This is a genomic window from [Scytonema hofmanni] UTEX 2349 (assembly GCF_000582685.1).
In the GTDB taxonomy this organism is placed as follows: Bacteria; Cyanobacteriota; Cyanobacteriia; order Cyanobacteriales; family Nostocaceae; genus Hassallia; species Hassallia hofmanni.
Map to the genome: position 1 here is coordinate 183,348 of NZ_KK073765.1, position 16,942 is coordinate 200,289.

Sequence of the window (16,942 nt, forward strand, 5' to 3'; positions counted from 1 at the left end):
ATTGCTACAATGTTTAACTAAATTATTATTTTCTCTTTTTACCAAGTTCGTAATCTACGATTTGGGTTATTTCTAAACCAGACATTTTAGCTTTATAAATTTTTTTGGCTATCTCGCTAGTTTCGGGTGGGTTTTGGGGGCTATCTATTGCTGCTACGGTAATTGTTTTGTTGAAAGTAATGCCTTTACTTAGATTTCTTTCACCGTTGAATGTGACTAAATTACCGATAACATCAACTTCCCATTTCCCATGTTCGATTTTACGTGGTTTGGAGACAAAGTTGGTTACAAGAGTGACTGTACCTTTTCCGGAAAGTATACCTTCAGGGATTGTTTCTGCTAGTTTTTTGAGGAAGCTGGCGCGGAAATCTTGATTTTCAGATAGTGTGAAAGCCCCTTCCCAAACATCGGTGGGGATTTTTCTTCTAGCGCCATTTACAGTTTCAATTTCTATTCCTTTATCTACTTTTTGGACTAAATTTCCATTATCATCTTCATTGATAACTCCATCCCAGTTGAATAATTTAATTAAGCTATTAGTAACAAAATCGTTGATAACTTTGTCAGTTCTTTCTCCAGGAGCAACACTTTTGATAGTTTTGGTACTTCCATTTTCTAACTGGACAAATGTCATAGCTTTCATGTATCTGTTATTAGCAGAAGTTGCCCCAAAATTGATAAATTGTAATAGAAGAGAGAGGATGCCAGAGAAGGCGCCTACTGTAGTTGCGATTGCGACTGGTGCTGATGTAGATTGTCCGTAACTGAGTAGGCGAAGCGGTTGTGATTTTGGTTTAAATTTGAGCATTGTTGATTATTTTTTTCTTACTTTTGCAGCGACAAATTTTGTGGCATTTACGCCTACTGTTGCTGCTGTGCTTGCTCCGGCTGTAGCGATGGGAGCTGCAACTTGAGATCCAAACGATGCGGCTTTACCCAATCCTGACCAAACAGCAAGTCCGCCGCCAGCCGCCAGAGATGATGCCAGGATAGGAGAAACCAACCCAACGAAAAGAAGAAATATCATTGGCTGGTTTTGCTCGGAATTTGCAATTAGTTGTCCGCACAAACCGATAATGATGTTGAAGCAAAGTTTTGCGATGCCGACTGAAAAATAGCCAGTTAACCAGGCAAAGATTGGTTTAGCGCCAAACGGGAGTAATGAACCACCAACTGCAAGCGGACCGAGAAGGGCGGTTAACAGCATCGTAAATTCAATGCCCCACTGGTAGGCATTATTTAGGGCAAGTAATATGACGGCGACAAAACCAGTTATCATTGAGCCGATGGTACTGGTGATTGTGTTACCGACTTTTTCTATCACTTGACCGGGAGAAAGATTTGAGAGTGCGTCTTTAGCGTCGGATAGGGACTTAAGGGGGTTAAATTCCCAACTTCCTTCGCTAGGTGCTTCTCCCTTGAATAAGCCTGGTGCAGACTTTTTGATTTCAAGTTCGGCTTGTTGGAGACAGGCGATCGCATCACCAGTACCACCCGGAATCGACCGACATCTTTCCATCGCGCCTCCGACTTGCTGTTGAAGGGCGATATTTCCAACTGCGCGGTTGAATGCTACCTCAAGGTTTGCTCCTGCGGCTGTAAAATTGAGTACATCGTTGTTGACATTATTGATATACCCTCTGACTGTAAGGGTTCCGCTTCTAAGTAAAGTGCCGTTGTTTGCTAGCAATCCAATGACTATGATGGGCCATATCCAACTTGATAACGCCTTCATGTCTTCTTGGTTGATGAAGTTTTTACCAAGTTCCACCATATATAGAGTGAGGGTGGCGAGGGCGAAAAACTGACCGACCTTACACATTGCACCATATAAATTTCCGTTGAGGGTTTCTTGCCAGAGTTCGTTAAACCCCTCAGCTACTAGTTGCGCTCCCCCGGCGGCGTTTTGGAGGATGTCTTGTCCAAAATATGGGTCAGTGGCAATTATTAGATGGTCTAACATGGGCACTTGTGTTATACGTTTGTAGGGAGTCATCTCTGCAATCAGAGATGACTAATTGATTAAAGCAAATTACTTACCAGCAGTAGTTTTGAGAGAGCTAAACCCGCTAATTTCTATGTACTGGGAGGTAATACCGTCCATCATCAGATTTTGACGGCGGCGATCGCTTGCACCTTGTTCGGCGATTTGAGATAGCATCAAGTTAGTTTGTTGTGAGTCATGCCGCTGTTGCAGTCCGTCAGTGCGCGATTGTCCCAACATTGAGACAACCTGGGCGTTTTGAGCAGCAATCACCTTGAGGATGTTTTGTGAAGCATCCATTCCTTGCGCTTCGTTAGCCAAATCTTGCGCCGAGGCTACTGTTTGTTGGGTTGCTTCAATTTCCTTTTTGGTACGTTCTTGCCCTTTTTCCCCCAGGACACTTTCAACTGTGGCGCGGGTGGTTTCCCGTTCCAGTTCGTTGCCTGCACCTACAGCACCTTCAACTGTGTTACTTTCGTTCCAGTTACCCTTGCCCAAGAGTTGCTCTTTCAACTTATCGGCTGAGTTTACTGGGTCTGGCATATCCATACTGCCAGTCTTAATAGCAGTTTTGGCTTCGCCTTTCATCCCACCCCAACTTTGATTAATGGCAGCGGTGAGTTCGCCTTTAGTTTCTTCAAAGTAGCTATTGAGTTCGCCCAATAATTCATTAAAGAAACTATTAACATCTAGTGAGAGGGCTAGTACAGGTTCTGTTCCAAGAAAAATACATACCCCAATTACCGAGCCGATTATTAGTCGTTTTTTGGGTTTAAACTTGAATGGTTGTTTCATAATTTACTCGTGTATTTGTCCATGTGGCAGTGATAACTCAGTCTTAAATTTGGTTACTTTTAGCCACTTTTTTAGGGATTTATTCTGTTAGTTTTTCTTCTATCGCTTGTACATTTAGTACGGGATTTTTATCACCGAAATTTAATGCTTCTTGGTTATTTTCTGTTGGTTGTTCTATAGGTTGTACGTTTATTACGAATTTTTTATTAGTTGAATTTAATAGCTCTTTGGTTTCTTCTGTTGGTTCTTCTTGGCGAATCATCCCTACGTATGCTTCAGAGAATTTAACCATTCCCAACATGGGATTTTGTTTATATTTGGTGAGATATAGGGTACGTAATTCTTGCTCGTTGGGGTTGTTAGCAACAGCAGCAAGCAGGCAATAAGCTGGATAATATCTACAAAAAGTTAGTTTGCCATTATCGTCAAGCAACCACTGCGAGTAAATACTTTCGCGTTTGGGGAAGAAAGCTTCTGTGCTGTTACGAGAAATAATTTCTGATGGATATTTAAATCTGGCGATAAATGGGTCTACTGCTGATGTTTGAATCCGTCCTATAAGGCGGGTTGTAAGGTTGGCGAATATTTTAGGAGCAGATTTACTTTGGAAGATACTTTCCGGTTCTTGGGCTGATAAAATAACTCTGATACCAGCTTTTGCACCGTTAGCGCAGAGTCTGCCGATTAGTTCGGCTATACTTTCAAAGTTGAAGAGAATCGGCGCTTCATCTAGGAAAAAAATCGATGCTTTACTCGACAATGCTCGACGTAGGGCGGCTGCATATGCTGAGAGTGCAAGTATTGCTGCGTCTGTTTCGCTCCCTAGCGATCGCAAGGCAAATACTAATAGCCGAGCATCTGTTCTAAAACTAGATGGTTTAGCAACTGACTGACCTACTCTTGAATTTAGCCAGAATTTTATCCGCAGTCTAATTTGGTCAAGTGCATCTAAAATATCCTTACTGTTATTGGCAATTGAATCTAATTTGATATATCCAGGCGAACAGAAATTATAGAAATCTTGGAGAGTTGGAATATCATTCCACTCAGGTGTTCCTACACCTGATTCAAAAGCAAGTTTATATCGTAATTTGATATCATCGTCGTTAAAGAAAGTTTCAATCCCAAGGGTCAGAATACTTTCAATATTTGATATCATCGTGGGACTAACGTTAGCTCGGTTAGTACCAAGCACCATTGTCATAAGCGTTGATTTCAAGAACTCCTTGAAATCAGTCATTCGCTCTTTGATCAGCTCAGGTTCGTATCCCCTCAAATCGGGAAGTTCAAATAAGTTATTTGCCTCCTTAGTGATGTCAAAGTAAGCACCTTCTTCACCCATCAACTGCGTATAATCTGTGAAAGTAGAACTACCGTCTGGTTTGGGATAGTCCAGGGCGATGACGGGGATACCTTGAGCTAAAGCTGGTGTTAATAACCCGGCTACTAGTACAGATTTACCAGCCCTAGTTGTACCGAAGACTGCAAGATTTTTGTGCTGGGTGTACAAGTCGAGATGTACGGGGGTTCCTCCTTCTTCGGCTATAAGCTCAAACCCAGATTTATCGCCTGTGGAGGTACGTACTAGGGGCATAATTCCCGGTACTTCAGAAGAGAAATAGGGGAGACGGCGATTAAACGGTTTTGTTAGTAAATTTTCCCAAATAATAGGTACTGTTTGCGACCAGGTTTTCCATGCGTATTCTATTTCTCTATCAACTACTGCCGGTCGTAGGAAACAACTGGAGATATATCTGTAAGCTTCATCAAGTTTTTGACGGCTGCTACGATAAATACAGAAGACAACCGCCGTGTGGATAGGTATAGAACCTAATAGGATAGTTTCTTGTGCCCGCACAGCCTCCTCGATGTTCATGTTTGCCTTGACATCAATAGAGCCTTTATCAGCAGACATGGCGCTGGAGGTGATTGACTGTTTGGTTATGCGCTGAAGGGCAGTTTTAGCTAGTCCTTGGTTAGCTTTGGATAACTGGCAGATAATTTCGGTATCAGAGATTTTCTCTTTAGAAATTACCTCCCAGAGGTATCGTAGTTGGTCGTACTCATCAACCCAGCCTTGAGGTTTTTCGCTAAATTGTAGGACACCGATATACTTGTTTTGGAGTTTGACCCAGCTGCGGTCGAGGAAGGGAACCGATTGTTCGTTTTCCAGGACTAAGTGTTTGATATGGAAATCGCTTGTTTGTTCTTCTTTGAGTCCTGTTTCATCAAGGATAAGGCGATTGGGGATGGGGGGTACTTCACTACGGTTAAATTGATTCCAGATAACTTCCCAGATATCGCTTGCTGTAAGTACTTTGGCGCTTAACCCCATTGTGTTGGAGATAATTTGCTCCCACATTTGAAATCCAGATGTGAAGCTATCTTTTAAAATAGTTTCAATGCGCTGGTGCCTGACAGCATGAATTTCTCCAGTAAATCCTTGCCAGTATGTTTGCAGTTGCTTGATAGTTTTTTCAATGGGGTCGTTGCTTTTGCTGTTTTCAGCTGCAAGTACGGTATAAGTACACCAGAAGCGGAGGAATTTATTTTTACGTACCCCTGCGAGTGTGAGTTCCCTTGCCCGTAGCCGTTCTGACCTCATTAGTAGAGTTAGCTGTTCGAGATCGCACTGTTTTTCGACTTTCTTTAGCTCTTGTTGCCGAAAGGTATCATCGGTAAACGAACCAATGTGGATTGTTAGGGTTTCGCGTTCGGGTAGTTCCTTGAGTCCACCCTCGATATTTTCAAATATAGGTAGGATTTGTTCTTCTGGAAGGGATGGGTGAATCCCTTGGATATCAAAGCAAAACCTAATTTGAATATCTTCCTTTTTCTTGAGAATGATTGCGCCAACATTCTTACGACCGCCAAGTGAGATACTTGCAATTCCTGCTAAGTGGGTAATATCCTCAAATGGCGTGAGACCTTTTACTACCCCAAGTTGTTCGGTTTCGAGGGATTGTCTGCCAAGTTTATCTTTTGGCTTCTTGGGTTTGGTTGAAGTCATGACGATAACTCTCTGCGTTAATATTTATTGACAATTGAAGATTATTTGCGCTTTTTGCGTTTGGGTTTTCTTGTTGGTGAGGAAGGTGGATTCACCAGTGAGACGAAGGGTTTATATCCGCGAGTGATGCGGGGAGTACCGACAAACTTACCTAAGAAGGCTTTATTTGATGTGACCGTCCACCAGGTTGCCCATCCCCAGGTGATTGATATTCCCGTTGCCAGCCATCCTGCTTGAAGAAATCCCTTCACTACGAAATACATAATGAGTGCGATCGCACTCCAAGGAACAATTTGGTCGGCAGGAAATGGACCGAGCCGAGGTTGGTCGCCTAAGACTTGGTTGACGGTACGGAATTCTCTGTCTCTAGGCATTGCTTTTTGGGTTGGGAGTGGTTTTTTACCACTCCTCTCATGATTTGATTAGCCTCCTGCGCCACCGCCACCAACGACGAGTCCTGAAAGAATGTCCCCAACAACTACGGTGATGGCGATGATAATTGGGGTACGGGCAATGGTCTGCCAATCTTCGTCATTTCTTGCTGCTTGCACCACCCGAATAAGACCGATAGCAAGATAGATAAGGAACAGACCGCGCAGTACTGCGAAGATGAATCCAGTTACTTTTTGATCTATACCGGGGAAGTAATTGGCATCTTTGAAGAATTTTTCAGCGTTGTTCATGAATTGGGCGCTGGCGGGTGCAACTGACATATCCAGTAGAAATACCGCACCCACTAAGCAAAACATGATTGTGTAAATGTTTACGCCGTACTTGCGCTGCCATTTTTCAAAGTTGGAAAGCAGGCTGTTTGCTTCTTTGGGCATTAATGCGACACCGGCAGTAGCGAACGCTAATGATGCCATAAGCATGTTGTGGATTGAAATATCCACAAGCATCAATCCGGTACCAACAACCATCAAACCGGCGATTGTGCCATTTTCTTTCCAATTGCGGCGGCGACGTACTGGTGCGGGATATCCGTATTCTTGTTCGTATGATGTGTAGTTGTTATTGTAATCTGGGTCGTAGTTTGTTCTCATGTGCGCGTAATTATGAATTTATGAGAGCTAATTTCAACAAAAAGAACGACGTTGGGTATTTTAGTCCCGGCAAAGTACCCTACGAGAAGAGCAAAGCCTAATGGAGAATTGGTATTTTTTAAAACTCTTAAAAGCTTTGCGGCTTATGTGTTTATTCTATGGGTGGTAGTAATTCGGATACATCCGATTAATTGTTTAAGTTTTGACGTTATCTTTGCCTATAAAGTGTTGCAGCAAATTTCAAATATAGTTGGATTGACAAAGTTAATAATGTATCTCAACCCTATTTTGAAGCAAAGTAAAATCCCTAAAAGCAACTTTGCTTTTAGGGATTGAATACCTGATTATTGCTAATACATTAAGGCAAAAAAAGTGACTAGTACCGCAAGGCGGAAGTCAAAAGTCAAAAGTCAAAAAGCTTATAGGGCAGAATTTTTGGCGATTTGGAATGGGTGGTTTATTTCCGCCATGCTGTACTAGCCTTGTTTTCTAGATCCTCTCCCAAAGGGAGACCTAGGCGCGAACGATACAAGAGCGACTTTTTACTCCGGAAGGCTGGTCACTTTTTTCCGACTTCCTCCACTAATATGTTCTTTGATGATGAATTGAGACTATTTAATATTTAGTTTTATAAATTTCCCGTTATTTAACCCTAGAGAATCTACGCTATTTGCGGGCAATTCGATTACTTGATTTACAGGATGAACTGAATTGTATTTAGGACATTCCCTCGTTGTACAGGGTGGTGCATTCCTGACGATATGTTTAATTTCTCCATCTTTGAGAAATATCATATCTAGGGGGATGTGAGTATCCTTCATCCACAAGCTAATTGCTTCGGGTTTGTTGATAACAAATAGCATCCCTTGGTTGTTAGGTAAGTATGAGCGGAATTTGAGTCCTTTGGATAGTTCCTTATTTTCTCTTGCTACCTCTAGTTGGAAGGTTTGATTGTTGGTAGTAAAGCTTGCACCAATCGGTAGATACTGGGGCTGACAAGTCCAAAAGTAGAGTGCTAGGGGTGAGAGAGCAGCAGTAAAGCCAGCAATTGGTCCAGCGAAATTCAGAATTTTGAAGAATAGGCTTTTTTCTGGAGTTTGCGATCGCTTAGTTTGATTGGTTTGTTTTGTGAATTCCATAATTTTAGATAAATCAAGTGGTAAAGTGGTTAGATTTCTATCATTCAATTGGAGATCTAATGCAGTTAAAACTGCATGAGTTGCTTTCCTTCCAGGTCGTGCTAACACGCTCGTTTCCCGCATACCAAGAGGTTTATTATGAGCTGGTATGCTTGCATTGATTCCCAAACATTTCTGGAAACTTTGAACTAATTTATAATGTTTGCTATCCGAAAATATCAATGTTACCAACAGCAAATTTAGACTCATCGAGGGGGCTAGATGGTAAAGCTTGTTGGTCTGCCTTATTCCGCATCGACTCAACTTTATCAGCTTCTCGAATGGCAAGAGGGTTCATCTGGCGGCGTTCTTCTAACAGTGCTTCGATGGTTAGTTCGAGTGGAGGAAGTTCGCTTGGATTATGCGTATTTTCTGCTACTGTCTCATAGAATATTGTACTGGCGGCGCGTTCGACAATTGTCTGGATTTCAGCACCTACACACCTATTGGTAGCTTTAAGTATTCTGCGCCACTGTTCTGAGTCCCAAGGGTCGCCGCCATTACGGAATCGCTTGTCAAATCGAGCGGCGTGCAGTTTGAAGATAGTATACCTTTCCCCATTGTTCGGCAGGTCTATCTTGAATAGGTAGTCAAACCGTCCAGCGCGGGTTAACTCTGGCGGCAACCACTCCATACGGTTAACGGACGCTATAATTAATACATCTGACTGTCTTTCTTGCATCCATGTTAATAGCTTACCCGCTAATCGTTTAGCTAGGTCATCATCACCGGCAAAACCTTTATCAAAATCGTCAAAATAAAGTATTATTTGTGACAATTTATCGGCTAATTTGAGCAATCGTTCGAGTTTGATTTCAGCGAGAGAGCCGAAACTGCGGAAGTTGCCCCAATCGACCATTATCAAGGGTATGCCCATATTCTGGGAGCAGGTTTTTGCCGAATGGGATTTACCCGTCCCTGGTGGTCCTACTAGCATAATACCTTTGGGTACTTTGAGGTTATATTGCTTGGCGCGGGGGGTAAGCAGCCTTTTGAATTTTTTGAATGACTCCTGCATAAGTTCTAACCCACCGAGTTGGACTTTGGGTGGGGGTAGGAACTCAATATCATAGAGGCGGTTGAGGAGTTGAATTTTCTGTTTGAGGAGGGATTGCGCTACAGATCCTGAATTACTGAAATCTGTGGTTTTTCTAATACATGCCAGCAGGTTAAGTATATCTGATATATACAACCCCATTCCGGCGATCGCTACTGTGAGGTAGTCTGTGTCTGCATATTCTGGGGGTAGTACACAGCCTTGAGTGAGTGATTTGATAATTTCTCCGACATCAGGTAAATCTTGTTTCCAGATAGGAATTTCGGCGGCGATATCGCTACTAATATCAGCAGTTGCTCCGAGAAGTAGGGCAACTTTACCAGTATTTTGGTTATAAAGTTTAATATTAATCAGTGAAGATTTAATCCACTCTGATATTAATAAAAATTCAGCTTCTGGGAAACTATTTTCTTGAATCCAGGGGTATATATTCTCGACGATTAATACCCCATTTTCCTGATATTCTTTCCAAAAATTGAGTAGATGAAAATAATCTTCTTTATTATGTTTTGGTTTGGGAATGTAGCCTTTAAATTCTCCAATCGCTAATTTTGAATTTTTTACTGTCAATTCTTTGATACTCTCTTCTCCCAGGTTCCAAAGGTAGCATTTATTTCCAGTGGTTTGGCAGAACTGGCTGATATGGGTGAGCAGGCGCAGTCTTTCCTGGAGGGGAGATTCGCAGGCGATTAAGGGATATTCTTCTTGAATCAGTCCTTCGAGTATCTGGAAGCTGTACATACTTTGTCCGGAGTGTTTTTGGTACATTGTCTTCCATCTGACTCTTAATCTGCATCCAATTTTAGTTGTAAAAAATATCCAACATTTATTGGTTTAAATTACTTCTGCATAGCTGTAAAACTGAGTGTAACACTATTTCTTATTTGAGGAATATGTAAAGTTGCAGCCTATTATTTAAAGTTTTGATTAACAAGCATGACTAAATCGTCATTACCAGTTCCGTCTTTTCCCCAAATATTTGTCCCCCAATTGGTTAGAGATAATAAATTTGCTCCCGTGACTGCACCTTCGGGTACGGGTGATGCTCCTATAGGTGCAAGTGAGAAATTATTTGAGAATGTTTTGAAGCATTACTTTGGTGAGGGACTTGTTTTACCCCAACAGAAGATGTTACCGACGGGGCACGATTTACATTACACGGCTGACTTTTTGATTGTTGAACCTACTACTGGGCTACACCTAGATGTTGAAGTTGATGAGCCGATATCGTTTGCGACGGGAAAACCTACCCACTGTGTTGGGGAGGATGATTATCGCAACAAGTGCTTTGTCGAAGCTAACTGGGTGGTGGTGCGGTTTGCAGAAGAACAGGTTTCCAGCCAGCCGGAGCGTTGCGCGCTTGTTATAGCTACTGCGATCGCAAAACTGACGGGCAATACTATCTATGAAGAGAAGTTGCGCCACGCGGGTAGGGTAGATGCTATCAAGCAGTGGACACCTCGTCAGGCTACGAAGCTGAAGAAGGGCAATTACCGTCAGGGTTATTTGGCAAAGAGGAACTAGTACAGTTTTTCAGGTATTTAGCCGAGAGCGCTGGGCTACTGAGTAGGTGGTATTTTCGAGAAAAAATTAGGGAGTTTATCAAGATGAGCAAGTGCGTTACATATTATATCCAGACGAATCCAATTGACCAACTTGTCGAGTATTTCGGCACGACGCTAGAGAAACTTACCCTAGCTGATAAGCTGGCATTGCGGGTAATATTAACATATTGGTTATTCCACCGCGAAGTCGCTGATTTAGGTGAGTATACTTTAAATCATGCTATGGAAGATACGATGCAAGGATATTCAGAAGACTGTCAAATTAACCTGAAAGAAGCGATTGCCATTTTAGAAGATATTGGCAAGAATGAAGCAGAAGGGTTAATTGAATCACTTACGGCTCAACTGCGCTGTTTGTAAAAAATATTGAACTAACGGCTTTGGGCTTTGGCGCTAAATAGGAAAGCACAAATAAACACAACTATGTGAATAAAGATTAAGGTATTAAAATCTTTTTCCCTTTAGCATAACTGCCTTGTCTCAACGACAAATATTTCTGCTGACCTACTTATCATACGGGAATTAGTTTAAGTTCTTTTAATCGTTCCTGAATACCTACTACCTCAACTTCCCAGAATTTTTCAATTGCCAGGTAGAGTTTTTCAAACTCTTCTGGCTGTTTTTCTAAGAAATTATTTAATTTAAGAGCTAAAGTATCTTCATCTATTGAATGATTGCTGTAAAAAGCTACTATTATCTCGTCTTTTGAACCTTCACGGTCAAATGTAATGCCACACTTAATCTCTTGAATAAATATTTTGGGCGTGGGAAATTTGTTTTTTCTATCTTTGAAACTGAGGGCTATACTTTTGAGTTCTTCTATTGAAAAATTTTCCATGTTTCTCATACCTATATACTATTTTATATTTGTATCTTCATTAAATAAATTTGTCAAATCTAAAAAAATAGAAGCAGTATTTAAATACTACCTCTATAAAGGAGTAGTTTCACTCCTTGCACCACTTAATTTAAGCACTAGCTTATGCCGTAGTATTACTACAGTTCACATTTAATTTGTGTTAGTTTAATTGTTCACGACTCCACTACTTATCCAAAGGGTTTATATGTGCTAGTTGTTTAACCTCCTGTTTGGCTTAAGGTTTAGGTCTCACTTTTCCCGTACTTACCGTGGCAGACTTCGCGCCGTGCTGCTATTTTATTCATCCTGATTGGAGTTACTTGGTTGATTGATAAGTGTAATAACTGTGTTTGGAGTAAGGGGAGTCCACCGAGGACGCGAGAATTTTACGCCATCGAAATTGAATTGTACTAAGCAGAATGTTTCTTTTGCATCCCGCCAATTTTGATTGTACCGAGGATAATGTTCGATAAAGACAAATCCAGGATTGTTACCCAATATTTCCTCTTTATATTGTTTCCAGATGAGAGTCGCTACTCTTTCACATGAGTTAGTTATTGAGGTTCCTGTATCTGATTTATCCAAGTCCGAGCAGATAACAATTACGGGCATTGAATACATTCTGTAAATTTTCAGAGCGCACTTGGATGTCCAAATCTTGGGATTCAATTGTTCGTAGTCGTTAGAAAGCTCCTTTCCACTCGAAGATTGTGTTGATAACCATACTAGGAGTGTTAAGGTCGATATTTTTGGGTTTTACTTTCATTCTTTCTCACCAATTCCCTAACTTTTTGTAATTTTTGTCAACCCAGTTATAAATTATGATTCGGCGGTTTAATTTTGTTGCATCAGCAATACAATTAGCTGTTCCTCCAGGTTGTCCATCCCAGATTACAATTATCATGTCGTGGGCATTTTTTATTTGATTAACCATCCAACGGTTGCGAGCATTTAAATATTTAATGCCACCTGCTTCTTGATAGGTCAGGTTAGAAACAAACTTGATACTGTCGCATTGGGATAACAACTGGTAGTACTTCTCTTGGTCGGATTTATTCCATGCAAGTTCAAGATTGGTGCAGGGTACGGCAGCAGTTAGGTTTATTTCAATGGGGTATTTGCCCTTTAGCCCCAAGACTATTTCTGTGGCAGCGGTATCGATTCCTAGTGCCATACCCGAATAAAACTGGATGCGTTTGTATCCCCATTCAAGTGCGCGAACGCAAGCACGAACAATCATGCCTTCAAGTCGGCTATGTACCTGCTTCCATCCCGACTCATCAAATTTTTGATGCCTGTTTCCTGTAAATGCCACTTTTAGGGTTGGTTTATCTTCGATAAGGCAATCAACAAACTCCTGGGGCAGCCAGATATTGGGAGGAAGATTGAAATTTGCAATCAGGGAAGCTATCTCTAAGTCGGTGTATCCAGCAAGGTTGCATCCAATCCTGGTTGTTAGGAATTCTAGTTCAGGATGAGTATTTGCATATTCGACTAGTTTCTCAATTTGGGATTTGATTTGGGGAAGGGGAATTGACCGGATACCCTTATTTAGGTCTTTGGTTGCGATCGCCCAGGATTGTCCTTGCCGTCCTTGGGGATTGCCGTATTCTGCATTGCAGTACTGTCGCGCAAATAAAGCACTTCCAGCGCCATGTCTTCCTTCTGTGTTGCTGCCAAAGACAAAAATCTGGTCTTTTAGTAGTTTGGTAATTCTGTCAGGAATAATTTTGTAGGGATGATTATTTGCCATTTCGTTCTTTTACCCAAAAGATGCATATTGGGGTATCTGTGGTTAAATTTCTTTAATTCTGCTTGAGCAGCAGTTAGGTTGTTCCACAATTCCATCTCTCCATAAACACCTCTTATCATTGCTTATTGTCTATAATTTGGATGAGTGAAAATTAAGGGTGATGCGTCCTTACTATAATTTTTTATTAGCCAAAAAATACAGTACTTGTCCATTTTATATAAACTGATAGTAGAATGAATTACTATCAGTTTATATTTTTATTATGCTGACTGTTTAATCTGGGTTAAGGCTATTAACATTTCTTCTCGATTGAGATGTCGTTTCTTATCTGTTTTAGATTCTTGGATAGCGTAACTCCATTTTATTCCAGCTTGTGAGCATTTTTTTCTCAACTGTTGAACAGTTATCGGTTTGGTTGTAGATAGTTGATTTTTGTTGTTGTTAGATATCCTAATTTGGGATTTTTCAGTTAAGATTTCGCTTTTGCTTACAGTGTGTTTTATAAATGTATTACGGCGACAGTCCTTTTCAAAGGCGACAGATATTTCTAGTATGAATTGGAAAATAAAGAGAGTAGAAAATCCGTAGATGAGGATGTAGAGGATTGCTGTTAGGATAAACTGTGCTAATTCCATTGTTTTAACTTTTGTTGATATAACTTTAACTGGTTGTTTATGAAGCGATATACCAGTTGTTGCTTATATCAAGCGTCAGCTTTTGTGGTGTTTTCAAAAAAAAGAGGACAATATTGCTCTATTGGATTTGATATTACATCAAAACCAAAATTTTTTATATTACAAGATGTAGTTATAGGGGTTTGTCCCGATCGCATGGGTAGTACCTCTGGTTTGACTAAACTTTTGGTTCAAGCAGTCGAAGACAATTTGCTGGTTGTGTCCTTTTTTGGGGATGAATTCTTAGTGTTAGCACGGTAGAAAGATATCAAAACATTCATGACACTGTTGCAAAATAATATAGCTAATAGACTGGCTAATAAATGGGAAAACGAACTTGAGTTATAGCCTTTAAAAAAAATAAAAATGGTTAAGACTTTACTCTTAACCATCTTTTTAAAAATCTTATAAGTGAAAATGAAAGTCTAATCTGTTTATTTTTGATGCATTATTGTGGGTAGCCACTAGTTGTGGTTTTTCTTACTGCGGGCTTTTCCACCTGATTGCATTTTAAATCGTACTTGCTTTCCGACAGCCATTTCAGCAATGTTGCTCACATCTCTACCAGATTTATGTGCCTCTAGAATTGCCTTGTTATTAGCTTGGTACTTAATAACTCTAAATTCATCAGGAAAATCTTCATCATCTACCTCTACTAGTAAGTTAGCTACTTTGGTTGGGTTATCCCTGATTTCAATTACCCTTTCCTTGCCGAGGTTTCTGTCGTTGATTAGCCCAATTTTGTGGAGGTGGATGAGAGTGCGTTTGATTTGTTCAAGTTGGGTCTTCCGGCGTAAAATCACCTTATCGTGGAGTTCGATTGCCCGTGCTTTTCTTTCCTCCCATACTTCCAGATCAAGATTTAGCTGATCGACAACCCAGGCGATCGCATCAATTTTGGTTTCCATGCCATCCTGGATTGCTATGAGGTTCTGGAGAAGTTCCTCAACTTTGCCCTCTTCCCCTAACTCAGAAGCGGATTCGATTTTTCCCCAGAGTTTGGCGGCATCGAGGGATAGCTCTTTGAGGGTGAGTTGGTTGATTGAACGTTCTATTGCTTGAGTCATGATTTGTTCCTACTGATATGAAAAACCACTGCCGACAAGGTTGACAACTGGTGGAGGAGGGGTTTCACAAACGCTCTTTCACTCATTGGACAGCAACCGAAGTGAAATATTCATGGAGCGTCTCGTAGAGACGCTCCGCGAACACAGACAGTCTATGTAGAAGGCTGTCCAATGAGTGTCCAGGTTCAGCCCAAGGGTGAAAGTCGGCTTGTGAGGGTAGATTTGGCTTAATAGTTGTACTGCATGTGGAAATAGTCCGACTTTAAGAGCGCCATCTCTGCAATTGTGTCGTAGTAATCCGCTTCGTCTTTTACTGTGCTGACTTGCTGTTGTTGTGGTGCAGGTTTTGCGCTTGTTTGGTTGGCTTTTAGTCTAGAATTAGTGGTAGTTTTCATTTTTGGTGCAACTTCAATTCGCTCAAATTGAATTGCACGTCAGTGCTTGCCGTGGTTTGGGACGTTTGAAGGGGAGAACTAATTTTTGCAAGGACTTCAGTAATTTGCTCGCTTGCTAGATAATTTAGAATTCCAGTTGTCGGGTTCCTCAAATAGTAACGAGACTTCATCAACTAAACGTATATATGATTTAGAGCAAAAAATCGATTCGATAAATAATCGGTTGACTCAGTTTACCGAGGCAATTATGCAGCTTCAAAGTAATATTAATAATAAACCTCGGCGAGGAAAATCATACAACAGCAATTACTATTATCAAGGTCAATCTGTTAAAGTTCAGCCAATACCGGAAGAAAGTTTAGCCTCAAGGTTGGGGGTAACTCCAGAAAGTTTACGCAACGAAAGAGAAAGTCAACCAGCAGCACTTTTTTTGCTTGGTGTAAGCGTAAAGATACTTCTGGTATTGGCTGGGAATTTAATGAGAAAACAAATTTGTATCATCCAGTTACTTAACTTTAATAAAACACTGTTTGCTCAAATTATCTATCAATTAAGCAATTAATAGATAATTTTATCTGCGGTCAAATATAATTTTATTGAAAATATATTTATTAATTGTGCAGAGCCTGCCTGAATCCGTTCTAAACCCCGTCCATTTTGAAACCTGGAGTTTTTAAGGAGAGTGTATTATTCTGTCGTGGCTTGAGTTCTGAACTTTACTCTAATTCCAAAAAACTATGGTTTTCAAGGTAGACGCGGTTTAATATAGATATTATCTTATTATTATTTTTTAAGTCACACCATGACCGAAGCTAAACATACCCGTGTTGCCCGTCGGGGACGAATATTCCCCGAAATCCAATGGACAGAAGAACAATTTGCCCAATGGAAAGCAAAACAAGATGAGTTTTACCAGCGCTGCAAACCCATTTTCGATCTCGTCCAACCCGAACTAATTAAAACTCACTACAACTGGTACATGGCAGTCGAACCAGAAAGCGGTGAGTATTTTGTTGCATTAGATGAGATGACTGCTATTAAAATGTCATCTCAAAAGCACCCAAAATGTCCCGTTTTTATATTTAAAATTAACGAGACTGGAGTTGCTGGGACAATATGATATCAGGAAGGTTTGGTGATGGAGAGGAGTTAATTTTTGAAATTGAATTGATTGCATTTGATGGATTTGAATTACCAATTGATGCAGTTTTAGATACGGGGTTTTCTGATTGGTTAGCTCTTGACAAGCAGGATTTGGAGGGATTTGATTGGGAATATTTAGGCGAAAGAAGTATGCTGATGGCAAGAGGTGTATCTAACTTTGATATTTATGCTGGAAAAGTCAGAATTGATGGTGAGGTGTTTGATATTCCTGTTTATGCAGGTAATGGAGTACCTGAAGTTTTACTCGGTCGTCAATGGTTAAAAAATAAGCGTTTGCTTGTTGATATGCCATTACTGTTATTGACTTTAGGATATTGATACAAAAACGATCCCTTTTCTCCCCCTTAAAATGATTGTCATTCTTTAATTCATCCTGCCTCTTGTTTTTCTTGGAATAA

Annotated in this window: 20 protein-coding genes; 6 read left to right on the plus strand and 14 right to left on the minus strand. The window is 40.7% G+C overall.

The genetic code is table 11. From position 1 onward, the window contains the following. Positions 1 to 25: 25 nt before the first annotated feature. The 8 genes from TOL9009_RS0103600 to TOL9009_RS0103640 all read right to left on the minus strand — a co-directional run bounded on the left by TOL9009_RS0103600 (position 26) and on the right by TOL9009_RS0103640 (position 9,835). A complete protein-coding gene (locus TOL9009_RS0103600) occupies positions 26 to 808 on the minus strand; it encodes a hypothetical protein (protein WP_029631222.1) in 783 nt (260 codons plus the stop codon). A gap of 6 nt (positions 809 to 814) precedes the next feature. Further along, positions 815 to 1,963: a hypothetical protein gene (locus TOL9009_RS0103605; RefSeq protein WP_029631224.1), complete on the minus strand. Its 1,149-nt coding sequence runs from the start codon at positions 1,961 to 1,963 to the stop codon at positions 815 to 817. A gap of 69 nt (positions 1,964 to 2,032) precedes the next feature. Beyond that, entirely contained in the window at positions 2,033 to 2,779 is a 747-nt protein-coding gene (locus TOL9009_RS0103610; RefSeq protein WP_029631226.1) for a hypothetical protein, read from the minus strand. Positions 2,780 to 2,858: 79 nt separating this feature from the next. Then, complete coding sequence (locus TOL9009_RS37880) at positions 2,859 to 5,789, minus strand: hypothetical protein (protein ID WP_051502777.1); 2,931 nt, start codon at positions 5,787 to 5,789, stop codon at positions 2,859 to 2,861. Positions 5,790 to 5,830: 41 nt separating this feature from the next. Then, entirely contained in the window at positions 5,831 to 6,163 is a 333-nt protein-coding gene (locus tag TOL9009_RS0103620; protein ID WP_029631228.1) for a hypothetical protein, read from the minus strand. Between the two features lie 48 nt (positions 6,164 to 6,211). Beyond that, a complete protein-coding gene (locus TOL9009_RS0103625; RefSeq protein ID WP_029631230.1) occupies positions 6,212 to 6,832 on the minus strand; it encodes a hypothetical protein in 621 nt (206 codons plus the stop codon). Positions 6,833 to 7,443: 611 nt separating this feature from the next. Next, a complete protein-coding gene (locus tag TOL9009_RS0103635; protein WP_029631233.1) occupies positions 7,444 to 7,971 on the minus strand; it encodes a DUF192 domain-containing protein in 528 nt (175 codons plus the stop codon). 205 nt (positions 7,972 to 8,176) lie between these two features. Then, positions 8,177 to 9,835 carry an ATP-binding protein gene (locus TOL9009_RS0103640; RefSeq protein WP_398344001.1) on the minus strand — a complete coding sequence of 553 codons (1,659 nt, stop codon included), beginning with the start codon at positions 9,833 to 9,835 and terminating at the stop codon, positions 8,177 to 8,179. A gap of 168 nt (positions 9,836 to 10,003) precedes the next feature. On the opposite strand from TOL9009_RS0103640, the gene TOL9009_RS0103645 reads away from it, so the two are divergent. Then, a complete protein-coding gene (locus TOL9009_RS0103645) occupies positions 10,004 to 10,591 on the plus strand; it encodes a hypothetical protein (RefSeq protein WP_029631237.1) in 588 nt (195 codons plus the stop codon). An 83-nt stretch (positions 10,592 to 10,674) separates the two neighbouring features. Continuing rightward, positions 10,675 to 10,992 (plus strand): hypothetical protein, encoded by a 318-nt coding sequence (locus TOL9009_RS0103650; RefSeq protein ID WP_029631239.1) that lies wholly within the window; start codon positions 10,675 to 10,677, stop codon positions 10,990 to 10,992. A 151-nt stretch (positions 10,993 to 11,143) separates the two neighbouring features. Here the strand turns inward: TOL9009_RS0103650 and TOL9009_RS0103655 are convergent, their stop codons facing one another. The 4 genes from TOL9009_RS0103655 to TOL9009_RS0103670 all read right to left on the minus strand — a co-directional run bounded on the left by TOL9009_RS0103655 (position 11,144) and on the right by TOL9009_RS0103670 (position 13,879). Then, positions 11,144 to 11,470 (minus strand): hypothetical protein, encoded by a 327-nt coding sequence (locus TOL9009_RS0103655; RefSeq protein WP_029631241.1) that lies wholly within the window; start codon positions 11,468 to 11,470, stop codon positions 11,144 to 11,146. 318 nt (positions 11,471 to 11,788) lie between these two features. Further along, on the minus strand, positions 11,789 to 12,103 hold the full coding sequence (locus tag TOL9009_RS48800; RefSeq protein WP_242055154.1) for a hypothetical protein: 315 nt from the start codon (positions 12,101 to 12,103) through the stop codon (positions 11,789 to 11,791). A 160-nt stretch (positions 12,104 to 12,263) separates the two neighbouring features. Beyond that, a complete protein-coding gene (locus tag TOL9009_RS41995) occupies positions 12,264 to 13,244 on the minus strand; it encodes an A1S_2505 family phage non-structural protein (RefSeq protein WP_051502778.1) in 981 nt (326 codons plus the stop codon). 260 nt (positions 13,245 to 13,504) lie between these two features. Further along, positions 13,505 to 13,879: a hypothetical protein gene (locus TOL9009_RS0103670; RefSeq protein ID WP_029631243.1), complete on the minus strand. Its 375-nt coding sequence runs from the start codon at positions 13,877 to 13,879 to the stop codon at positions 13,505 to 13,507. A 39-nt stretch (positions 13,880 to 13,918) separates the two neighbouring features. Here TOL9009_RS0103670 and TOL9009_RS0103675 point away from each other — a divergent pair, with 39 nt between their 5' ends. Further along, the gene (locus tag TOL9009_RS0103675) at positions 13,919 to 14,179 is read left to right on the plus strand and encodes a hypothetical protein (RefSeq protein ID WP_029631244.1); all 261 of its coding nucleotides are present in this window, start codon (positions 13,919 to 13,921) and stop codon (positions 14,177 to 14,179) included. 203 nt (positions 14,180 to 14,382) lie between these two features. On the opposite strand, the gene TOL9009_RS0103680 is transcribed toward TOL9009_RS0103675, so the two are convergent. Together TOL9009_RS0103680 and TOL9009_RS46840 are read right to left on the minus strand one after the other, a co-directional pair. Then, positions 14,383 to 14,985 carry a hypothetical protein gene (locus tag TOL9009_RS0103680; protein WP_029631246.1) on the minus strand — a complete coding sequence of 201 codons (603 nt, stop codon included), beginning with the start codon at positions 14,983 to 14,985 and terminating at the stop codon, positions 14,383 to 14,385. Between the two features lie 227 nt (positions 14,986 to 15,212). Further along, positions 15,213 to 15,380, minus strand: a complete 168-nt coding sequence (locus tag TOL9009_RS46840; protein ID WP_186227466.1) for a hypothetical protein — start codon at positions 15,378 to 15,380, stop codon at positions 15,213 to 15,215. Positions 15,381 to 15,492: 112 nt separating this feature from the next. Here TOL9009_RS46840 and TOL9009_RS37895 point away from each other — a divergent pair, with 112 nt between their 5' ends. The 3 genes from TOL9009_RS37895 (at position 15,493) to TOL9009_RS0103700 (ending at position 16,862) form a co-directional block, all read left to right on the plus strand. Next, the gene (locus TOL9009_RS37895) at positions 15,493 to 15,942 is read left to right on the plus strand and encodes a hypothetical protein (RefSeq protein ID WP_242055153.1); all 450 of its coding nucleotides are present in this window, start codon (positions 15,493 to 15,495) and stop codon (positions 15,940 to 15,942) included. Positions 15,943 to 16,182: 240 nt separating this feature from the next. Next, on the plus strand, positions 16,183 to 16,500 hold the full coding sequence (locus tag TOL9009_RS0103695) for a hypothetical protein (protein ID WP_029631248.1): 318 nt from the start codon (positions 16,183 to 16,185) through the stop codon (positions 16,498 to 16,500). Beyond that, a complete protein-coding gene (locus TOL9009_RS0103700) occupies positions 16,497 to 16,862 on the plus strand; it encodes an aspartyl protease (RefSeq protein WP_029631251.1) in 366 nt (121 codons plus the stop codon). Before TOL9009_RS0103695 ends, TOL9009_RS0103700 begins: the two co-directional genes overlap by 4 nt. Positions 16,863 to 16,942: the final 80 nt, after the last annotated feature.

Coding starts and splice junctions, on each gene's coding strand:
- TOL9009_RS0103600 (WP_029631222.1), bottom strand. CDS start 808: ATGCTCAAATTTAAACCAAAATCACAACCGCTTCGCCTACTCAGTTAC.
- TOL9009_RS0103605 (WP_029631224.1), bottom strand. CDS start 1,963: ATGTTAGACCATCTAATAATTGCCACTGACCCATATTTTGGACAAGAC.
- TOL9009_RS0103610 (WP_029631226.1), bottom strand. CDS start 2,779: ATGAAACAACCATTCAAGTTTAAACCCAAAAAACGACTAATAATCGGC.
- TOL9009_RS37880 (WP_051502777.1), bottom strand. CDS start 5,789: ATGACTTCAACCAAACCCAAGAAGCCAAAAGATAAACTTGGCAGACAA.
- TOL9009_RS0103620 (WP_029631228.1), bottom strand. CDS start 6,163: ATGCCTAGAGACAGAGAATTCCGTACCGTCAACCAAGTCTTAGGCGAC.
- TOL9009_RS0103625 (WP_029631230.1), bottom strand. CDS start 6,832: ATGAGAACAAACTACGACCCAGATTACAATAACAACTACACATCATAC.
- TOL9009_RS0103635 (WP_029631233.1), bottom strand. CDS start 7,971: ATGGAATTCACAAAACAAACCAATCAAACTAAGCGATCGCAAACTCCA.
- TOL9009_RS0103640 (WP_398344001.1), bottom strand. CDS start 9,835: ATGTACCAAAAACACTCCGGACAAAGTATGTACAGCTTCCAGATACTC.
- TOL9009_RS0103645 (WP_029631237.1), top strand. CDS start 10,004: ATGACTAAATCGTCATTACCAGTTCCGTCTTTTCCCCAAATATTTGTC.
- TOL9009_RS0103650 (WP_029631239.1), top strand. CDS start 10,675: ATGAGCAAGTGCGTTACATATTATATCCAGACGAATCCAATTGACCAA.
- TOL9009_RS0103655 (WP_029631241.1), bottom strand. CDS start 11,470: ATGGAAAATTTTTCAATAGAAGAACTCAAAAGTATAGCCCTCAGTTTC.
- TOL9009_RS48800 (WP_242055154.1), bottom strand. CDS start 12,103: ATGCCCGTAATTGTTATCTGCTCGGACTTGGATAAATCAGATACAGGA.
- TOL9009_RS41995 (WP_051502778.1), bottom strand. CDS start 13,244: ATGGCAAATAATCATCCCTACAAAATTATTCCTGACAGAATTACCAAA.
- TOL9009_RS0103670 (WP_029631243.1), bottom strand. CDS start 13,879: ATGGAATTAGCACAGTTTATCCTAACAGCAATCCTCTACATCCTCATC.
- TOL9009_RS0103675 (WP_029631244.1), top strand. CDS start 13,919: ATGAAGCGATATACCAGTTGTTGCTTATATCAAGCGTCAGCTTTTGTG.
- TOL9009_RS0103680 (WP_029631246.1), bottom strand. CDS start 14,985: ATGACTCAAGCAATAGAACGTTCAATCAACCAACTCACCCTCAAAGAG.
- TOL9009_RS46840 (WP_186227466.1), bottom strand. CDS start 15,380: ATGAAAACTACCACTAATTCTAGACTAAAAGCCAACCAAACAAGCGCA.
- TOL9009_RS0103695 (WP_029631248.1), top strand. CDS start 16,183: ATGACCGAAGCTAAACATACCCGTGTTGCCCGTCGGGGACGAATATTC.
- TOL9009_RS0103700 (WP_029631251.1), top strand. CDS start 16,497: ATGATATCAGGAAGGTTTGGTGATGGAGAGGAGTTAATTTTTGAAATT.